Genomic DNA, 17,539 nt, shown 5'->3' on the forward strand with positions numbered 1-17,539 from the left:
CTTTGATCCAGTTCGTTCACGCACCCAGATCACACCATGTCGATTGACCAGCGCCGCTTCCCCCGGGTCGAGTTCTTCCTGGTGCCTGACCAGCACGAGCAACTGCCGGTCTGGGTCATCAAGCCCGAAGGCCTGTCCGAGGCGCGCGGCGGCGTCGTCGTCAACCTCAGTGAGGCCGGGCTGCAGATCCTGGCCGCTGCCGAGCCGCCGCTGGACGCCCAGCACTACGAGCTGCGCCTGCTGCTCGGCGAGGACGAGGGCGTGCCTCTCTTCAGCGCCGACGTGCGCCGCGTCTGGACCCGGCCGCTGAGCCGCATCGTGCAGCTCTGCGGCTTCGAGTTCGAGACGGCCAACTCCCAGGCCGAGGAATTCCTGCTCGCCCAGACGGCGCAGATCACGGCACGCAAATGGGTGCGCTGCGTGCTCGTCGAGCGCATGACGGCGCTGGCCTGAAGCCTCCTCAACTCTGCTGAGGCCGGCCGGCGGCAAGGCTTCCCACGGCGGCCGCGGGCCGCAACACTCGCGTTGCCCGAACCGCCTCAGGAGAAGCCGCCATGCGTCCCATCGTCCCTCATGCCTTGCTGGCCGCCCTGGCGCTGGCACTGCCCTCCACGAGCTTCGCCTGGGGCGACCAGGGCCACGAAGTCGTCGCCTCGCTGGCCTACAAGCGTCTCACGCCCAAGGCCCGCAAGGCCGTCGATGCACTGCTGGCCCAGGACAAGGACAAGCTGACCGCGCCCGATTTCGTCAGCCGCGCCACCTGGGCCGACAAGTTCCGCGACTCCGACCGCAACACGCCCCAGAAGACGCACTACAACGCCACGCACAAATGGCATTTCGTCGACATCGAGATCGATGGGGGCGACCTGGCAACGGCCTGCGACGGCCGCCCGCCCCTGCCCGCAGGGACTGCGGCGAGTGACGGACCTGCCAATGCCTGCGTAGCCGACAAGCTGGCGCAGTTCAGGGACGAACTCGCCGCCCCAGCGACCCCGGCAGCGGAGAGGACGCTGGCCCTGAAATTCATCCTGCATTTCGTCGGTGACATCCACCAACCGCTGCATGCGGCCGATCATCACGACAGCGGCGGCAACTCGGTATCCGTCGAGATCGCGCCCACCAACAAGCAGAGCAATCTGCATTCCTACTGGGACAGCCAGCTCGTGCAGAAGCTCGGCAGCACCGTCCCCACTGCGGCCGCCAACGTGGCCAAGCTCATCACGCCGGCCCATGTGACGCTGTGGTCGACCGGCTCCATCGACGACTGGGCCGCGGAGTCCAGCGCCAGCGCCAAGCAGGTGGCCTACAACTTCAGCGGCGAAAAAACCTTTGTCGACGACCACGGCGGCCAGGGAGAACTGCTCGACGCGGCGTACGAAGCCCGAGCCTTGCCGGTGGCCCGCGAGGCCCTGGCCAAGGCGGCCGTGCGCCTGGCCAATCTGCTCAACGCAGCCTTTCACTAGCCCCCCCGGCAGCAGCCCGGCTGGCGCGGGGGGCTGAACTCGGATACGGTCTTGCGAGCCCCGTCACTCGCGAGACCTGACCTCCATGCTCGAAGCCGACCATCTGCTGCGCTACTGGACCGACAGCCAATGGGCCGCCAATGTGCTGATGCTGATGCATCTGCTGGGCGCCATGGGGCTGGGCCTGTTGCTCGGCTATGAGCGGGCCTATCACGGCCGGGCGGCGGGCATGCGCACCTATGCCCTGGTCTGCATGGCCTCCTGCGCCGTGACCATCCTGGTCGGCTACCCCGACCAGTGGTTCGGCGGCCACATGGCCGGCGGCTCCCTGCCGCAGTTCACCGACCCGACGCGGGTCATCCAGGGCGTGGTGACGGGCATAGGCTTCCTGTGCGCCGGCGTCATCATGCGCGAGGGCATGAACATCTCGGGGCTGACGACGGCGGCCTCGATGTGGGCGGCCTCGGCCATCGGCATCGTGCTGGGCATGGGCTTCTATTTCGCCGCCATCGCGCTGACCCTGCTGTGCGCCACGCTGATGATGTGGGGCGCCAAGCTGGAGAGCCGCCTGCCCTCCCACCCGGCCATCGCGGTGACGCTGCGCGGGGAATCGGGCCGGCGCTTCACGCAGGCCGAGATCGCCGAGTTCGCCAACAACCTGGGCTATCGCTTCGCCCCGGGTTCGCTCAGCATCGAGAAGCAGGGCGACCACGAGGAGTGGCGCTTCGTCTGCACCGCCAAGCAGAACTTCAAGGGCCAGACCCTGTGCCGCTTCACCGGCCGCCTGCATGAGCTGCAGGGCGTGGCCGGCTATCGCGTCACCCATGCTCGCAACTAGAGCAGGCTGACCGCAGCCAGGTTGAGCAGCGAGGTCTCGCGCATCAGCTTCACGAAGTCGGCCAAAAAGGGCTTGGCCGCCAGGCCCGCCGTACTGACGGCATAGAGCCGCCCCGTCAGCCCGGCCTCGCCGATGCGCTGGCGCGCCACATAACCGCGCGCCAGATAGTTCTCCACGGCCCACAGCGGCAGGGCCGCGATGCCCCGGCCGCTGGCCACCAGTTGCAGCATGGCCACCGTCAGCTCGCTGGTGCGGCGCGGCGGCGTGATGCCGGCCGGCTGCAGCACGCGGCGCACCAGGTCCAGCATCTCGTCGGGCACCGGGTAGGTGATGAGGGTGTGGTCGGCAAAGTCGGCCGCCTGCAGCCAGGGCTTGCCGAGCAAGACGTGCCCCTTAGGCAACAGGGCGACGATCTCGAAGCTGAAAAGCGGATGCACGACGACGCCGGTCTCGTCGGCATCCACGTCCGACACGATGGCCAGTTCGGCGCGGTCCTGGTGCAGCAGTCCCACCGGGTCGGCCTGGAAGCCGGACACGATGTCCAGCTCCACCTCGGGCCAGCGCTCGCGGAAAGCGTCCATGGCCGGCATCAGCCAGTCGAAGCAGGTGTGGCATTCCACGGCGATGCGCAGTTGGCCCGCCGAGCCATCCACCAGCCGGCGCACGTCGCGGTCGGCCTCGTCGACCTGGGGCAGCACGGCGTCGGCCAGCTTCAGCAGCCGCTGGCCCGCCACGCCGAACACCAGCGGGTTGCTCTTGCGCGCGAACAGCTCGGCGCCGTAATGCTCCTCCAGGCCCTTGAGCTGGTGGGACAGGGCCGACTGCGTCAGGTTCAGCAACTGCGCCGCGCGAGACAGATTGCCCGCCTCGCGCAGGGCGACAAGGGTGCGCAGATGGCGCAGTTCGAGGGGCGTTTGCATGAGCGGAACTGTTGATTAACCCAAAAACATTTCGTTTGATTCATTGTGCCCGAGGGGCGAGTATCACGAATCGAATTCAGCATTACTCGATTCATCATGATCAAGACTCATATCCTCGGCTTCCCGCGCATGGGCGAGCACCGCGAACTGAAGACGGCCCTGGAGCGCCACTGGCGCGGCGAGTTGCCGGCTGCCGAGCTTGAAGCCCAGGCCGCCGCGCTGCGGGCCCGGCATTGGACCCTGCAGCAGGACGCCGGGCTGGACCACGTCACCGTCGGTGACTTCGCCCTCTACGACCATGTGGCCCACCTGATCCAGCTGTTCGGCTGCGAGCCGGCACGCTTCGGCTTCACGGGCCAGGAAACCCCGCTGCAGCGCTATTTCGCGATGGCCCGCGGCCTCGCGACCACCCATGCCCACACCGAGGCTTGCGGCCGCAGCGGCGCCCATGTCGAAGGCGTGCCTGCACTGGAGATGACCAAGTGGTTCGACACCAACTACCACTACCTCGTGCCCGAGTTCGACAGCGCCACCGAGTTCAGCCTCCATGCCGAGCGCCTGCTGGCCGAGGTTGACGAGGCCATCGCCCTGCCCGCCAGTCCCAAGGTCGCCCTGCTGGGCCCGGTCAGCTTCCTCTACCTCGGCAAGAGCAAGCAGGAGGGTTTCGACCGCCTCGCGCTGCTGAAGCGCCTGCTGCCCGTCTACGAGCAGTTGCTGACCCGCCTGGCCGCCCGCGGCGTGACCTGGGTGCAACTGGACGAACCCATTCTCGGCCTGGATTTGAGCCCGGCCTGGCAGGACGCGCTGCGCCAGGCCTATGCGCGCCTGGGCGTGGTCGGCCAGCCCCTGCTGCTCGCCAGCTACTTCTCGCCGCTGGGCGACAACCTCGATCTGGCCTGCGAGCTGCCGGTGGCCGGCTTGCATGTCGACGCCGTGCGCGCGCCCGAGGAGCTGCTGACGGTCGCCCTGCGCCTGCCGCTGGACCGCGAGCTGTCGGTCGGCATCGTCGACGGCCGCAACATCTGGCGCAGCGACCTCGATCAGGCCCTGGCCCAGTTGCGCAAGGTGCGTGAGCTGCGCGGCGGGCGCCTCTGGGTGGCAGCCTCCTGCTCGCTGCTGCATGTGCCCTTCAGCCTGCGCCACGACAGCGCGCTGGACACCGAGTTGCAGGGCTGGCTGGCCGGTGCCCTCGAGAAGCTGGACGAGCTGCGTGTGCTCAAGCGTGCGCTGTGGGGGGATGAGTCCAGCGTGGCCCGCGAGCTGGCCGAGTCCCGCATCGCCCGCGCCAACCGAATCGCCAGCCGGCGTGTGCGCAACGGCAGCGTCGCCGCCCGCCTCAAGGCCCTGCCGGCCGACGCCGACCGGCGCCGATCGCCCTTCCCTGCCCGCCAGGCCGCGCAACGCCTGCGCCTGCGCCTGCCGGCCTTCCCGACGACGACCATCGGCTCCTTCCCGCAGACGCCCGAGATCCGCGCCGCCCGCGCCGCCTTCAAGCGCGGCACGCTGGCCGAGACCGCCTACCGCGAGGCCATGCAGCGCGAGATCGAACTGGCGGTCATCAAGCAAGAGTCGTTAGGCCTGGACGTGCTGGTGCACGGCGAAGCCGAGCGCAATGACATGGTCGAGTATTTCGGCGAGCAGCTGTCGGGCTTCACCTTCACGGCCAACGGCTGGGTGCAGAGCTATGGCTCACGCTGTGTGAAGCCACCGGTGCTGTTCGGTGACGTGTCACGCCCCAAGGCCATGACGGTGGACTGGACCGTGTTCGCGCAGAGCCTGACCGACAAGCCCATGAAGGGCATGCTGACCGGCCCCATCACCATCCTGCAATGGTCCTTTGTGCGCGACGACCAGCCGCGCGCCGACACCGCCCTGCAGATCGCTCTGGCCATCCGCGACGAGGTCGCCGACCTGGAGGCCGCCGGCATCGCCGTCATCCAGATCGACGAGCCCGCCATCCGCGAGGGCCTGCCGCTGCGACGCGCCGCCTGGGGTGCCTACCTCGCCTGGGCCACGCGCGCCTTCCGCGTGTCGGCCAGCGCCGTGCGCGACGACACCCAGATCCACACGCATATGTGCTACTCGGAGTTCAACGACATCCTGCCCGAGATCGCCGCCATGGATGCCGACGTCATCACCATCGAGACCAGCCGCTCCGACATGGAGCTTCTGCGCGGTTTCGGCGACTTCCGCTACCCCAACGAGATCGGCCCCGGCGTCTACGACATCCACTCGCCGCGTGTGCCCGACACGGCCGAGATGCTGCGGCTGCTGAAGAAGGCGGCCGAGGTCATTCCGCCGGAGTTGCTGTGGGTCAACCCGGACTGCGGGTTGAAGACGCGGGGCTGGGCGGAGACCGAGGCGGCATTGGCGCGGATGGTCGAGGCCGCACGCGCGCTGCGCCAGGCGTCGTCACCGGCCTGAACAGACGCTTGGCATCCTTGCGGGCCTTTCAGTCCGCGTTCTTCGCCAGGCGAGCCACGAGTTTGAGCAGCGTGGGGACACGCTTCCTGCCATGCATCGCGCGCAGGCGCGCCTTGGCCGCGCCGATGTCGATGCCAGCGCAGGTGACGGTCAGCGGCCTCGTTTCCTCTTCGCGCATCACTTCGAATTGCTCCGACAGGCTGGGCCGGCTCGTCTTCGACACGCCGATGACAGGCGTCATGCCACCCAGGGCCTGAAACAGGTGCTGGCCCAGGCCCGGCGTTTCATTGACGTCCAGATGGACGAACCCGTCGATGAGGATGAGTTCGGGCTCCAGCCTGTGCTCGCGCAACAGTTGCATCACGCAGGAGAGTTCGCGCAGGTCGAGCTCTCCCCGTGCCGCCTTCTCGACATGGGCGACGTGCGTCACGTAAGCCTTCGTCGCTTCGGGTGAGTCCCAGGCGTCGAAGGCGACGGCCGCGGCATTCGCCTGCGCGCCATCGATATGGACAGCCAATGCGAGTTTCATGAGGCCAGGTCGGTCAGTCGATCGCCGGGTAGTCGCCCACCCCATCCGGCCACGGCGTCAGGATCTCGAAGCCGTCCTTGGTCACGGTGACCATGTGCTCCCACTGCGCCGACAGCGAGTGATCGCGCGTGACCACGGTCCAGCCGTCGTTCAGCTCGCGGATGGCCGCGCCGCCCGCGTTGATCATGGGCTCGATCGTGAAGATCATGCCCTCCTGCAGCTTCAGGCCTTCGCCGGGACGGCCGAAGTGGTTGACGTGGGGATCGTCGTGATAGACGTCGCCGATGCCATGGCCGCCGTACTCGCGCACGACGCTGAAGCCGGCCGCGTGGGCCACCTTCTGGATGGCGTGGCCCACGTCGCCTAAGGTCGCTCCCGGGCGCACCTGGCGGATGCCGGCGCGCAAGGCTTCGTAGGTCGTCATGACCAGGCGGCGCGCCAGCACATTGGCTTCGCCGACGATGAACATGCGGCTGCTGTCGCCGAACCAGCCGTCCTTGGTCAGCGTGACGTCGACATTGACGATGTCGCCCTTCTTCAGCTTCTTGTCCTTGGACGGGATGCCGTGGCAGACCACATGGTTGGGCGAGATGCAGGCCGTCTTGGGATAGCCGTGATAGCCGACATTGGACGGGATGCACTTCAAGGTGCCGACGATGTAGTCGTGGCAGATGGCGTCCAGTTCCTCCGTCGACACGCCAGGCACGACATGGGGCTTCAGCATGGCCAGCACTTCGGCGATCAGATGCCCGGCCTCGCGGGCCTTGGCCACCTCGTCGGGCGTGCGCAGCTTGAGACTCTTCATGCCTGCGCCCCCTTGGCTTTGCTCGGCTGGGCCCAGCCGGCGACGCGCGCCAGGTCCAACCCACCCTCCTGCTCGGCGCGAATCAGCAGCTGGCAGATCTCGCTGTGGCTCAGCTGGGGATGCAACTCGGCCAGCATGCCGATGCGCATCCAGTGCTCGGCCTGGGCATTGATGGAACGCGACAAGGCCTGGCTGGCAAGGCGCAGGCTCTCGTGCAGCGGATCGGAGATTTTGACGATTCCCATGTCGCGACTATATACGCTTCGTATACGAAACGTATAAGCACCCGACGAAGCTGCTGCCAGGCGCCCTCCGCGTTTGTAACTTGTTGTTTTCGTTTTAAATTACTTTCTCTTCCGAAAATCTCGAAATCGAAAGAATTTAATCGAGTAAAAACGATATACGAAAGAAAACGGCAATATCCATAGACTGCAGCTCACCAGCCCAGCGGCATCCGGTCTTGCGTTGAAGCAGGCGCTTTTCGCCTTCCCGCACGGACCGGCGCGATGGCCTCGGCTGGCAAGACAAGGAGCTGTTTGATGCGTTTGAGCCTGAGGCGAATTCCTGGTGCGCGCCGACTTGCACCCCGGCCATCGAAGGTGGCGGCCCTGATTTCCGTGGCCTGGGCCATCCCGGCCCTGGCCCAGGTGGTGCCAGCCGACGCACCGGCCGACGCCAAGGAGAGCGACCAGTCGCTGACCCGCGTCGAGGTGGTCGGCACCCGCGCCAGCCTGGAACGCTCCCTGACACTCAAGCGCAATGCGGCGGGTGTGCAGGACAGCATCAGCGCGACGGAGCTGGGCCGCTTCCCCGACGACAACGTGGCCGACTCGCTGAGCCACATCACCGGCGTGGCCATCCGGCGGGCGCCGGGCGGCGAAGGCTTGTCGGTGAGCGTGCGCGGGCTTGGGCCGGGCTATTCGCTGACGACGCTGAACGGCCGCATCCTCGCCACCGATGGCGTGGGCCGCGACTTCGCCTTCGACGTGCTGCCCGCCGAGATCCTCAGCGGCGCCGACGTGCTCAAGTCCGCGCAGGCCTCCAACACCGAGGGCGCCATCGGCGGCCTGATCGCCCTGCGCACCGCCCGCCCGCTGGACCAGAAGGGTCAGCGCGGCATGGTGCGCCTCGACGCGGACCGCAACCAGATGTCTCGCCTCAACGGCAGCAAGTTCAGCGGCGTGTGGAGCAACAGCTTCGCCGGCGACACCGTCGGCGTGCTGCTCGGCGCGGTGGTGCAGCACCGCAAGGTGCGCACGGACATGGCCGAGTACACCTACTTTCGCGACTACGACATCGACGTGAACGGCAATGGCCAGATCGACGCGGCCGAGCGGAAGCTCTTCACGACCTGTTGCATGACCTTCGGCGCCATCATGGAAGACAAGCGCCGCAGCGCGCTGTCGGGCACGCTCGAGTGGAGGCCGTCGAACAGCTTGCGCAGCAGCATCGACCTGCTGGCCACCGAGCTCAAGTCGCCCCAAATCGGCTACCGCCAGGCCTACTACCCCGACTACGCCGAGGGCCGCTGGCATGACGTGCAGGTGAATGCCGCGGGCATGGTCACGGGCATGGCGATGGACGACCTCGTGCCCGAGCTCGCCAACATCACGACCGACCGGCGCGTGCGCACCCGCATGCTGGGCTGGTCCAGCGAGTGGAAGCCCAGCGACAGACTGACGCTGAACAGCGACCTCTACGTCTCCACGTCGCGCCGCACCAGCGGCGGCAACGACACCTATGTGGTGGCCGACCTCACGGCCCCGGCCTCCGCCACCTGGAAGGCCGACAGCGATGCCCTGCCCCGGCTCTCGGTCACGCTGCCGGGCGGCGGTGACCTCGCTTCGGCCCTGGCCCAGGGCAAGCTCGGCAATGCCGACTTCGGCCCGCACTACGTCGGGCTGCGCGGCGACAACCTGAAGGACCGCGTCACCGGCCTGAACTTGGCGGGCAAGCTGGCGCTCGACACGCGCTGGGGTGGCGTGAGCTGGGATGCGCTGAACTTCGGCATCTCGGCCACGCGCCGCCAGAAGTCGCGCGACACCTACGACAACGACTTCACCAACGGCTCGGTGCAGTACTCGGGCAGCGAGGCCACCAGTTTCGGCTCGCTGGGCGCGAACGTGCTGCAGCGCCAGTTCACGCTGCCCAATTTCATGCCCAAGGCCGGCGGCCAGGTACCCACCAGCTTCCTGGCCTTCGATGTGCAGGCCTACCTGGATGCGCTCAAGAAGCTCGACGGCCGCATCAACCCGGCCGACGGCACGCCCTTCGACGTGAACAAGACCCTGCCCATCCTCAACCCGATGCAGAGCTACCGGGTGCAGGAGAACACCAGCGCCGCCTTCGTGCAGGCCGACCTGTCGGGCGACGACTGGAATGCCGACTTCGGCCTGCGCCTCGTGCGCACGCGCACCCAGGCGCAGAGCGCCACGAGCAACATCCTCGTGGCCTACCAGGTCGACCCGACGGTGCCCACCAGCGCCTTCATCGTGAAATACAGCGACCCGCAGCCGGTCTCCGACAGCGGCCACTACACGCAGGCCCTGCCCTCGGCCAACGTCTCCTGGCAGTTCGCCCACGGCTGGCAGCTGCGCGCCGGCGCGGCCAAGACCATGGCCCGCCCGGGCGTGGATCAGCTCGCGCCGACACGCTCCGACGGCGCGGCCGGCGGCGTCAACGTCATCACCGTCTCGGGCGACCCCAAGCTCAAGCCCTACAGCGCGCGGCAGTTCGACGCGTCGCTGGAGTGGTACTACCAACCGCGCTCGGCCCTCACGCTGGCGGTCTTCTCCAAACGCATCCGCAATTTCGTCACCCAGATCTCCGACCGCGACCTCGACCTCGGCACCAAGGACGACCAGGGCCACCCGGTGCTGTTCACCGTCATCCACCCGGTCAACGGTGACCGCGCCAGCGTGAACGGCCTGGAGCTGGGCTGGCAGCAGCTGTGGGACAACGGCTTCGGCGTGCGCGCCCAGTACACCCACAACCGCTCGCGCTCCGTCGTCAACGGCGCCTACGCCGGCCCGCTGGAGAACGTGGCACCGGCCACCACCTCGCTCGGCGTGCTCTACGAGCGCGGCCCCTGGAGCACCAACCTCGCCTGGGACCGCAGCCAGGCCACGGTGGTGGCCAACGACGCCGCGGGCCTGAACCTGCGCTCCATCGCGCGGCCGCTCACATGGATCACGGCCCAGCTGTCCTATGAGGTCTCCAAGGGCTTCAAGCTCAGCCTCGAGGGCCGCAACCTGGGCAACAGCGTCGAGCGCACCGATCTCGACATCGGCTATCGCCCGCCGCTCGCTTACTCGGCCTATGGCCGTTCGATCACGGTCGGCGCCTCCTACGCCTACTGATCCCCGGGGTGCCAAGGCGCCCCTCACCCGCCCGGCCTGACGCCGGGCCCCTACCCCTGGAGAAGCACGGATGAAGAAGGCAACTTCCTGGATCAAACGCGGCGCCGCCCTGGCGCTGGGACTGTCGCTGCTGTCGGCGGCGCAGGCCCAGACGTGGTGGAAACCGCCCGTCAATCTCAGCTGGCAATGGCAGCTCAAAGGCACGGTCAATACCGGCTACAACGTCGCCGCCTACGACATCGACCTGTTCGACACGCCCCAATCGACCATCAACGCTCTCCACACCCAGGGCCGCAAGGTGATCTGCTATTTCTCGGCCGGCAGCTCGGAAGACTGGCGCCCCGACTACAGCCGCTTCCAGGCCGCGGACAAGGGCAACGACCTGGATGGCTGGCCCGGCGAGAAGTGGCTGGACACGCGCTCGACCAATGTGCGCGCCATCATGCTGAGCCGCCTCGACCTGGCCCGCTCCAAGGGCTGTGACGGCGTCGAACCCGACAACGTCGACGGCTACACCAACGGCACCGGCTTCCCGCTGACCGCCGCCACCCAGATCGACTACAACAAGTACATCGCCAGCGCCGCCCATGCGCGCGGTCTGGCGGTGGGCCTGAAGAACGACGTGGACCAGCTCACGGCGCTGGAGCCTTTCTACGACTTCGCGCTCAACGAGCAGTGCAATGAATACAGCGAGTGCGGCGGCTACTCGGTGTTCACCGGCAAGGGCAAGCCCGTGCTGAATGCGGAATACGCCAGCAAATACCGCAAGAACACCAAGGGCGCACGCGACAAGCTCTGCGCCGCGATGAACGCAGCCAAGATCCGCACGCTGGTGCTGGCCCTGGACCTGGACGACACCTACCGCTACTCCTGCTTCTGATCACCTCGCAAAGCCCGGCGCCCGCTCGCCGGGCTTTTTCATGACGCGGCGCCCGGCACCACCGCGGCGTCGTAGATGCTCAGGAATTCGGGCGGCATGCGCTTGGGTCTGCCACTGCTGATCTCGATGCAGATCAAGGCCCAGCGCCCGCGCATCAGCGTGACGCCATCGCCGGCGCGCTTCAGCTGGAAGCGCCGCTCCATGGTCAGCTTGCCATCACTGGCTGTGAGCCAGGTGCCCAGCACCAGGGCCTCGCCCTCGAAGGACGGCAGCAGGTACTCGTAGTGCCCTTCGCGGATGGCCATGGCGCGGTCCAGGCGCCGGTAGTCGTCGAGCGACAGGCCCAGCGCCTCGGAGTGCGCCCAGCCCGCCTGCTCGCACCACTGCACGTAGACGGCGTTGTTGGTGTGGTCCAGCCCGTCGATGTGTTCCCGCGCGGGCGTCAGCGCCAGCGTGAACGGCGACGGGTAGTCCCAGTCACTCATAGGCCGAGACTTCCGGCCGCCGTGCCAGCACGGCGATGGGCGGCGCCCAGCGTTCACCACGGGGCTTCTTGCTCGTCACCAGCGTGATCTCGCTGGGCTCGAAGACCTCGACGTTGTGGGTGATCGGCGTCGTCAGCAGGTACTGGGCCCGCGTGCTGCGCAGGAAGTGGCCGACGAGCTGGATGTTGCGCACGTCCAGGTGGGCGAAGGGCTCGTCGATGAAGACGAAGCCGCCCGGCGTCTCGTCGTCCTTCATCAGGCCGACCAGCAGGATCAGGCTCTTCAGCACCTGCTGACCGCCGGAGGCCTCGCCATCGTTGAGGCCCACCTCACCCTTGCCGTCGAAGTTGAACTTGACCTGCAGGCCGGCCTGCGACAGCACGGTGTCGTCGTTGTCCAGATGCGGCAATACGGCCTCGGCCGTCGTGCCGGCCAGTTCGCCCAGCTCGGCGACGTTCTTCTTGTAGCGGCGCACGGTGGCGCGCATCACGTCGATGTAGCGCTCGCGGGCGTTGAAGGCGGCGATGCGGGCCAGCTCGTTGCTGGCGCGGCGGTCGTTGAGCTGGGTGTCCTGCTCATGCACCTGCGCGGCCATGCGGGCGTGGCGATCCACCACGCTGGCATCCACCTCCCAGTGCCCGCCTTCCAGCTCCTGGTCGACGTGATGGGCGCGGATCTCGGCCTGGCGGGCGTTCTCGAATTCGTCGCGCGCAGCGGCCAGCGCGGCGGGCGTGACCCAGGACTTGGGGAACTGGGCCTTCTGCGTGCGCGACTGGCGTGAGGCGGTGCGCAGCGCCTCGCGCTTGGCTTCATGCTCGCGCAGGCGGCCGGCAGCGGAGCCCTCGCCATCCTTCAGCGCGATCTGCGCGCCTTCGTAGGCTTGCTCGCTGCGCGTGGAGTCACGCACGACGCGGTCGTGTTCGCTGTCGAGCTGGCTCATTCGCGTGGATGCCTCGGCGCGCGCCTGGCGCAGCACCGGCAGGCGGTTGCGCGCCTCGGCGAACTCGTCGGCGCGCTCGCTCAACTCCTGAGCCGCCTTGTGGCCCACGGCCGCGCGCTGCACGTCCTTGAACTGGCGCTCCACCTCCGCCTGCGCCTTGGCAATGCGGCTCAGCTCGCCGTCCCAGCGGGCCAGCTCGGCTTCCAGCGCGCCGCGGCGTGAGTCCACCGCGGAGGCACCGAACTGATGGTCGCGCGGCTCGACGAAAACGCTGCGGCCACCACGGCCGTCACGGTAGTAAGCGTCCGTCGTGATCCATTCGCCGCCGACCTGGGCACCCTCTTCCGTCGACGTGACGCAGCGGATGCCGCCGAGCTGTCGCGCCAGCCAGGCCGGCAGCGGCGCGCTGACGTTCAGCGCGGCCAGCAGCGTGCCCGCAGGCGCCTGCGTGACGGGCGAGGTGTCGGCGACGACGTAGTGGCGGTAACGCTGCTTGGCCGCGATGTCGAAGGCGCGACCTTCATCGCTGCGGTGCTTGAGCACGACCACCCAGCGCGACGGACGCAGCAGGCCTTCGGCGGCGGCGCGCCAGGTCTCGTCGGCGATGTCGATGCTGTCGGCGACCAGGTAGTGGGCGATGCCGGCGTCGTCCAGGGCGCGCTTCATCGGCGCCACCTCGGGCGGCGGCGGAGGCAGGCGCTTGCCGCTCAGCTCACCCAGCTGCGCCTGGGCCCGCGAGGCCTTGTCGCTGGCGCGCGTGTAGTCGGCGCGCAGGCGGTCGCGCTCGCCGGCCAGCTCCTGCATCTTGGCGGTCAACGCGGCGGCGTCGGTCTCGACGTCGGCCAGGGCCTTCAGCTCGTCCTCGCGCTTGACCAGGGCCTCGGCGGGTCGCTCGGCCTCACGGGCGGCATCGAAGGCCGCGCGGGCCTCACGACGTTCGCCGTCCAGCGCCTTCAAGCGCTCCTTGGCGGCTTCCTGGGCCGTGAACAGGCCATGCAGGGCCGCGCGCTTCTCGCTCAGCGCCTTGACGTCGCCCGAGGCGAACAGACGCTGGCGATGCAGTTCGCGCGCGTCGCGGGTGATGCGCTCGCGGGCCTCGCTCCAGCGCAGCACCGGCAGCACCTCGGTGGCCAGGCGCTCGCGCTCCTGGATCTTGAGTTGGTACTGGCGGTGGCTGTTGACGCGGTTGGCCAGGTCGGAAAGCTGCGCCTGGGTGTGGGCCAGCTCGGCGCCGGCCTGCTCGACTTCCTTGCCCAACTGCTGCTGGTGGCTGCGCGCCTGCTCGTAGCGGTCCAGCACTTCCTGGTCGCCGAAGACCTCGAAGACCAGGCGCAGCAGTTCCTTCGGAGAAAGCTCGCAGAGGCGGTCGGTCTGGCCTTGTTCCAGCGCCAGCACGCGGCCGATGGCGCGCGTCAGGCCGGCCGCTTCGAGGCGCTTCTTCCAGGCCTCGATGCCCAGCCAGTCGCGGTCGCCCTTCTCGGCCAGTTGCTCGATCTCGTGCACGCCGTCGAGGATGACGTAGCGGCGCACCCAGTCGCCGCCATGGCGCTCGATGCGGCAGGCCAGGGTCACCTGGTCGGCGTAGAGCAGAGAGGAGGCGAAGGGCCGGCTGCTGTTCTGGCGCGAGCGCGGGCGGTTGTCGACGAGTGCGCGCAGCCAGGCCGTCTCGGCATTGGCGTGGCGAGCATAGGTCTTGTACGTGCGGCCGCCCGAGCATTCCAGGCCCAGCAGGGTGCGCATGGCGTCGAGCAGCGTGGTCTTGCCCGAGCCGTTGGGGCCGGCGATGGTGATGATGGCGCCGTCCAGCGGCAGCGTGACGCGCTGGCAGTAGTCCCAGTGCAGCAGTTCAAGCGATTGCAGGTGGAACATCAGTCGTCGAGTTCTTGTTGTTCGGCTTCTTCGGGGCGCGGCAGCGGGTGGCCGGCCCGCGCCAGCACGTCGCCCAGGGCGCCGTCGAGGATGCGCGGCCCCAGCAGGTCGTAGTCGATCAGCAGGTCCAGCAGCGGGCCCTCGGCGATGTCTTCGCCGCGACGCGCGATGAAGCCGTGGCGCTCCAGCAGCTTGAGGTTGGTGTCCAGGCGCAGCTTCTTGCCGAGCTGGTCGCCGAAGTCGGCCAGCAGGCTGCGATAGCTGATCAGCGGTGCGACGGACGCGGCCTGAGGCATGGGCTTGTCGGTGGCGAAGAACTCGCCCTGGCCGGCGTGGATGGCGTCGCTGCGGGCCACCTGGCGCTGGCGCTTGGGCAGCACGATCAGCGACCACAGCACCACCAGCAAGGCCACGCCGTCGCGCGGGATGTCGAGGTTGTTGTTGGCAGCCAGGCCGGTCTCGCCGAACACGGCGCTCTCGGCCGGGCGCATCAAGGCGACGGCGATGTGGTCGGCGTGCACGTTGTCCACCAGTTGCAGGCCGACACCGGCCAGGCGGGCACCGAGCTGGTTCCACAGTTCGGTGTCGATCAGCGCGCGCTTCACGAGGGGATGGCTACGCGGCAGCCAGCGGCGGGCCAGCAACTGGGCCGCGAGTTGCGCGGAATCGTCTAGAGGGCTCATGTCGCAGGAGATTCAGGGGTGAGGACGCCGCGGCTCATCCATTTGACGAACTCGTCGTCGACGGGACCTTGCTCGGCGGACCAGCGCACAGACCAAGGCTGGCGGGCCATGTCACCGGTGGCGCCCTTGAGGTGGCGCGCCTGGGCGTCGCCCAGCAGCGGCAGCAACTGGGCACGGTAGGCGGCGCGGGCGTAACTGCCACCCAGGATGGCGGGTGTCAGATCACGTTCAACAGGATCGCCGGCCCAGGCCGTCAGCAGGGCCTGCATCTGGTCCATGTCGGGCGGCAATTGCATGACGGCCAGCTCGCCCGTCGGTGCAGCCTGGCCTTGCGGCAGTGCGGCGGCTTCGGAAGGCTTGGGTCGGTCGCGTTCGAACTCGGCCTCGGCCGTGTCGACGAGGTCGCGCTGGGCGACCAGCACCGGATGCACCGGCCGCTCCCAGGCGCCGTTCAGCAGCGTGGCCAGATCACCCTGGCTCTGCAGCCAGCGGCGCACATCGGTCGTCGTGATGCCGGTGGAGCCCAGGGTCACGCGCTGGCGGTCGGCCTGCTGCAACGCGCGGTTGAACTGGCTGGCCATCGCCAGCAGCCGCGCCTGGGCCAGGCCCAGCTCGCGGGCCAGCCGCTCCAGCCGCGCCTCGCCGGCCGATTCGGCCTGCGCAATGATGGCGCCCAGCGCCTCGCCGGCACGGTCCACCAAGGTCAGCGCCTTCTCGAAGCGGGTGCGCGCGCGGCGCAGGGCGAACTCGCTGCCGCTGGCGATGGCGTCGGCGAACTCGTCGTACAGACGCGAGAGCTGGGCCAGCAAGTGCTGCAGCTGGGCCGGCTGCAAGGTACCGAGCTGGTGGGCGCCGGCCACGCCCGCCAGCAGCGAGGCCAGGTCGCCGTCAGGCGCCTCTTCCTGGGTCAGCGGCTGCAGCAGGCCCACCAGTTGCTGGGCCAGCGGCGTGACGGCATAGGTCTGGGCGGTAGCGTCCCAGGCCAGCAGCTCCGCCTCACGCAGGCGCTTGAGCACGCTGTCCAGCACCTCGTCGCGCAGCACGTGGAAGGCCTGGTTGAGCGCCTCGCGGGTCAGGCGCGACTCGCGCAGCGCCATCAGCTCGAAGAACACCCACAGCCGCAGCCGCGTGACGCCTGCCGGCCCCTGGAACAACGCCCGCAACGCGATCTGCAGGGCGTCCTGGCGCTCGAGCTGCCACCACAGCAGCGCCTCCACCGGGGCGGCGCCGTCGCGGAAATAGTCCTCGACGCGGTCGGGGCGCAGGGCGTCGTCGGTGTCCTGGGGAGTGGTCAGCATGGGGCGCGGATTATCGACGCCCCCCGGAGTCGGGAAATTACGGGGTGTCGGGCGCTTTGACAGCCACGGGCGCTGGAACGTCGCGAGCGGGCTCATCCCCCATGAACGGACGGCCTTGGCACTGGATTTGCATAGCTGACTCCATTCATACGGAGGAGCCAAGCAATGACCCGTCGCACGCTGTTCGCCGCCGCCGCCGCTCTCGCTCTCGCAGCCCTGGCGCCCCAGGCCCAGGCCGCCCTGGTCATCGACTACGCCAACTTCACCGGCGCCTGCGGCAGCACGCTGACCTGCGTGGGCTCGACCGCCGTCAACGCGGGTGATCTGCGGCTCACGCCCTCCAGCTTCAACACGGCCGGCGCCGGTTTCAGCAAGACGGCCATCAGCCTGGGCGCCGGCGCGACCTTCAGCACCAGCTTCCAGTTCCGCATGGACCAGGCCGGCGGCATCGACCCGGCGGACGGCTTCACCTTCGTGCTGTCCAAGGCCTCATCGGGCCTGGGTGGCGCGGGCGGAGGCCTGGGCTACCAGGGTGTCGCCAACAGCGTTGCCGTCGAATTCGACACCTATGACAACGGCGAGGTCGGCGGCAGCAACCATGTCGCCGTGGACGTCAACGGCTCGCTGGCCAGCCTGGTGACGGCATCGCCCTACGGCAACAGCAACTGCCACCTCGGCAACCACCTGGCGGCCGGCTGCATGAGCAATGGCAAGATCTGGTCGGCCTTCGTCAACTACGACGGCACGACACAGAAGCTCAATGTCAGCGTGCAGGAATCGGGTTCCGCGCTGATCCAGCTCATCACCGACTTCAGCATCGACATCGCCGGCGCCCTGGGCACCAACGACGCCTTCGTCGGCTTCACGGCCGCCACCGGCTCCGGCATCGAGAACCACGACATCCTGAACTGGCAACTGGCCAACGACACCTCCATCGTCGGTCCCGGCAACCGCCTGCCCGAGCCGGCCAGCCTGGCCCTGCTGAGCCTGGCCGGCGTGGCGGCCCTGGCCGCTGGCCGCCGTCGCCGCTCGTTCTGAGCTGCGTT

Annotated in this window: 15 protein-coding genes; 7 read left to right on the forward strand and 8 right to left on the reverse strand. The window is 68.5% G+C overall.

Annotated elements, in window-relative coordinates; translation table 11 throughout:
* Positions 1-36 precede the first annotated feature (36 nt).
* From AC3WOE_RS16645 to AC3WOE_RS16655, 3 genes are all read left to right on the forward strand, one after another.
* Entirely contained in the window at positions 37-453 is a 417-nt protein-coding gene (locus AC3WOE_RS16645) for a PilZ domain-containing protein (protein WP_492691946.1), read from the forward strand.
* Positions 454-554: 101 nt separating this feature from the next.
* Positions 555-1,463 (forward strand): S1/P1 nuclease, encoded by a 909-nt coding sequence (locus AC3WOE_RS16650; protein ID WP_492691948.1) that lies wholly within the window; start codon positions 555-557, stop codon positions 1,461-1,463.
* 85 nt (positions 1,464-1,548) lie between these two features.
* Positions 1,549-2,301 carry an MgtC/SapB family protein gene (locus AC3WOE_RS16655; protein ID WP_492691949.1) on the forward strand — a complete coding sequence of 251 codons (753 nt, stop codon included), beginning with the start codon at positions 1,549-1,551 and terminating at the stop codon, positions 2,299-2,301.
* On the opposite strand, the gene AC3WOE_RS16660 is transcribed toward AC3WOE_RS16655, so the two are convergent.
* The gene (locus tag AC3WOE_RS16660) at positions 2,298-3,221 is read right to left on the reverse strand and encodes a LysR family transcriptional regulator (RefSeq protein ID WP_492691950.1); all 924 of its coding nucleotides are present in this window, start codon (positions 3,219-3,221) and stop codon (positions 2,298-2,300) included. The genes AC3WOE_RS16655 and AC3WOE_RS16660 overlap by 4 nt on opposite strands.
* A 96-nt stretch (positions 3,222-3,317) precedes the next feature.
* Here AC3WOE_RS16660 and metE point away from each other — a divergent pair, with 96 nt between their 5' ends.
* A complete protein-coding gene (metE, locus tag AC3WOE_RS16665; protein WP_492691952.1) occupies positions 3,318-5,645 on the forward strand; it encodes a 5-methyltetrahydropteroyltriglutamate--homocysteine S-methyltransferase in 2,328 nt (775 codons plus the stop codon).
* 28 nt (positions 5,646-5,673) lie between these two features.
* Here the strand turns inward: metE and AC3WOE_RS16670 are convergent, their stop codons facing one another.
* From AC3WOE_RS16670 to AC3WOE_RS16680, 3 genes are read right to left on the reverse strand one after another with little or no spacing between them, the layout of a single operon-like run.
* The gene (locus AC3WOE_RS16670) at positions 5,674-6,174 is read right to left on the reverse strand and encodes an endonuclease V (RefSeq protein WP_492691953.1); all 501 of its coding nucleotides are present in this window, start codon (positions 6,172-6,174) and stop codon (positions 5,674-5,676) included.
* 13 nt (positions 6,175-6,187) lie between these two features.
* Positions 6,188-6,979, reverse strand: a complete 792-nt coding sequence (gene map, locus AC3WOE_RS16675) for a type I methionyl aminopeptidase (protein ID WP_492691955.1) — start codon at positions 6,977-6,979, stop codon at positions 6,188-6,190.
* A complete protein-coding gene (locus tag AC3WOE_RS16680; protein ID WP_492691956.1) occupies positions 6,976-7,224 on the reverse strand; it encodes a ParD-like family protein in 249 nt (82 codons plus the stop codon). Before AC3WOE_RS16680 ends, map begins: the two co-directional genes overlap by 4 nt.
* Before the next feature lie 354 nt (positions 7,225-7,578).
* On the opposite strand from AC3WOE_RS16680, the gene AC3WOE_RS16685 reads away from it, so the two are divergent.
* Together AC3WOE_RS16685 and AC3WOE_RS16690 are read left to right on the forward strand one after the other, a co-directional pair.
* Positions 7,579-10,338: a TonB-dependent receptor gene (locus AC3WOE_RS16685; RefSeq protein WP_492691958.1), complete on the forward strand. Its 2,760-nt coding sequence runs from the start codon at positions 7,579-7,581 to the stop codon at positions 10,336-10,338.
* A gap of 70 nt (positions 10,339-10,408) precedes the next feature.
* Positions 10,409-11,218, forward strand: a complete 810-nt coding sequence (locus AC3WOE_RS16690) for an endo alpha-1,4 polygalactosaminidase (RefSeq protein ID WP_492691959.1) — start codon at positions 10,409-10,411, stop codon at positions 11,216-11,218.
* Positions 11,219-11,256: 38 nt separating this feature from the next.
* Here AC3WOE_RS16690 and AC3WOE_RS16695 read toward each other — a convergent pair whose 3' ends face one another.
* Genes AC3WOE_RS16695 through AC3WOE_RS16710 form a run of 4 tightly spaced genes read right to left on the reverse strand, consistent with a single transcriptional unit; the run spans position 11,257 to position 16,493 of the window.
* Positions 11,257-11,703 carry an acyl-CoA thioesterase gene (locus tag AC3WOE_RS16695; RefSeq protein ID WP_492691961.1) on the reverse strand — a complete coding sequence of 149 codons (447 nt, stop codon included), beginning with the start codon at positions 11,701-11,703 and terminating at the stop codon, positions 11,257-11,259.
* Positions 11,696-14,512, reverse strand: coding sequence for an ATP-binding protein (locus AC3WOE_RS16700; protein ID WP_492691962.1), 2,817 nt, complete (start codon positions 14,510-14,512; stop codon positions 11,696-11,698). Before AC3WOE_RS16700 ends, AC3WOE_RS16695 begins: the two co-directional genes overlap by 8 nt.
* Complete coding sequence (locus AC3WOE_RS16705) at positions 14,512-15,195, reverse strand: hypothetical protein (protein WP_492691964.1); 684 nt, start codon at positions 15,193-15,195, stop codon at positions 14,512-14,514. The genes AC3WOE_RS16700 and AC3WOE_RS16705 overlap by 1 nt, the downstream gene beginning before the upstream one ends.
* The gene (locus AC3WOE_RS16710) at positions 15,192-16,493 is read right to left on the reverse strand and encodes a hypothetical protein (protein ID WP_492691965.1); all 1,302 of its coding nucleotides are present in this window, start codon (positions 16,491-16,493) and stop codon (positions 15,192-15,194) included. The genes AC3WOE_RS16705 and AC3WOE_RS16710 overlap by 4 nt, the downstream gene beginning before the upstream one ends.
* Positions 16,494-16,658: 165 nt before the next feature.
* Between AC3WOE_RS16710 and AC3WOE_RS16715 the strand changes: the two genes are divergently transcribed.
* A complete protein-coding gene (locus tag AC3WOE_RS16715) occupies positions 16,659-17,531 on the forward strand; it encodes an L-type lectin-domain containing protein (RefSeq protein ID WP_492691967.1) in 873 nt (290 codons plus the stop codon).
* Positions 17,532-17,539: the final 8 nt, after the last annotated feature.

It is taken from the genome of Roseateles sp. FW305-36, from assembly GCF_058787015.1.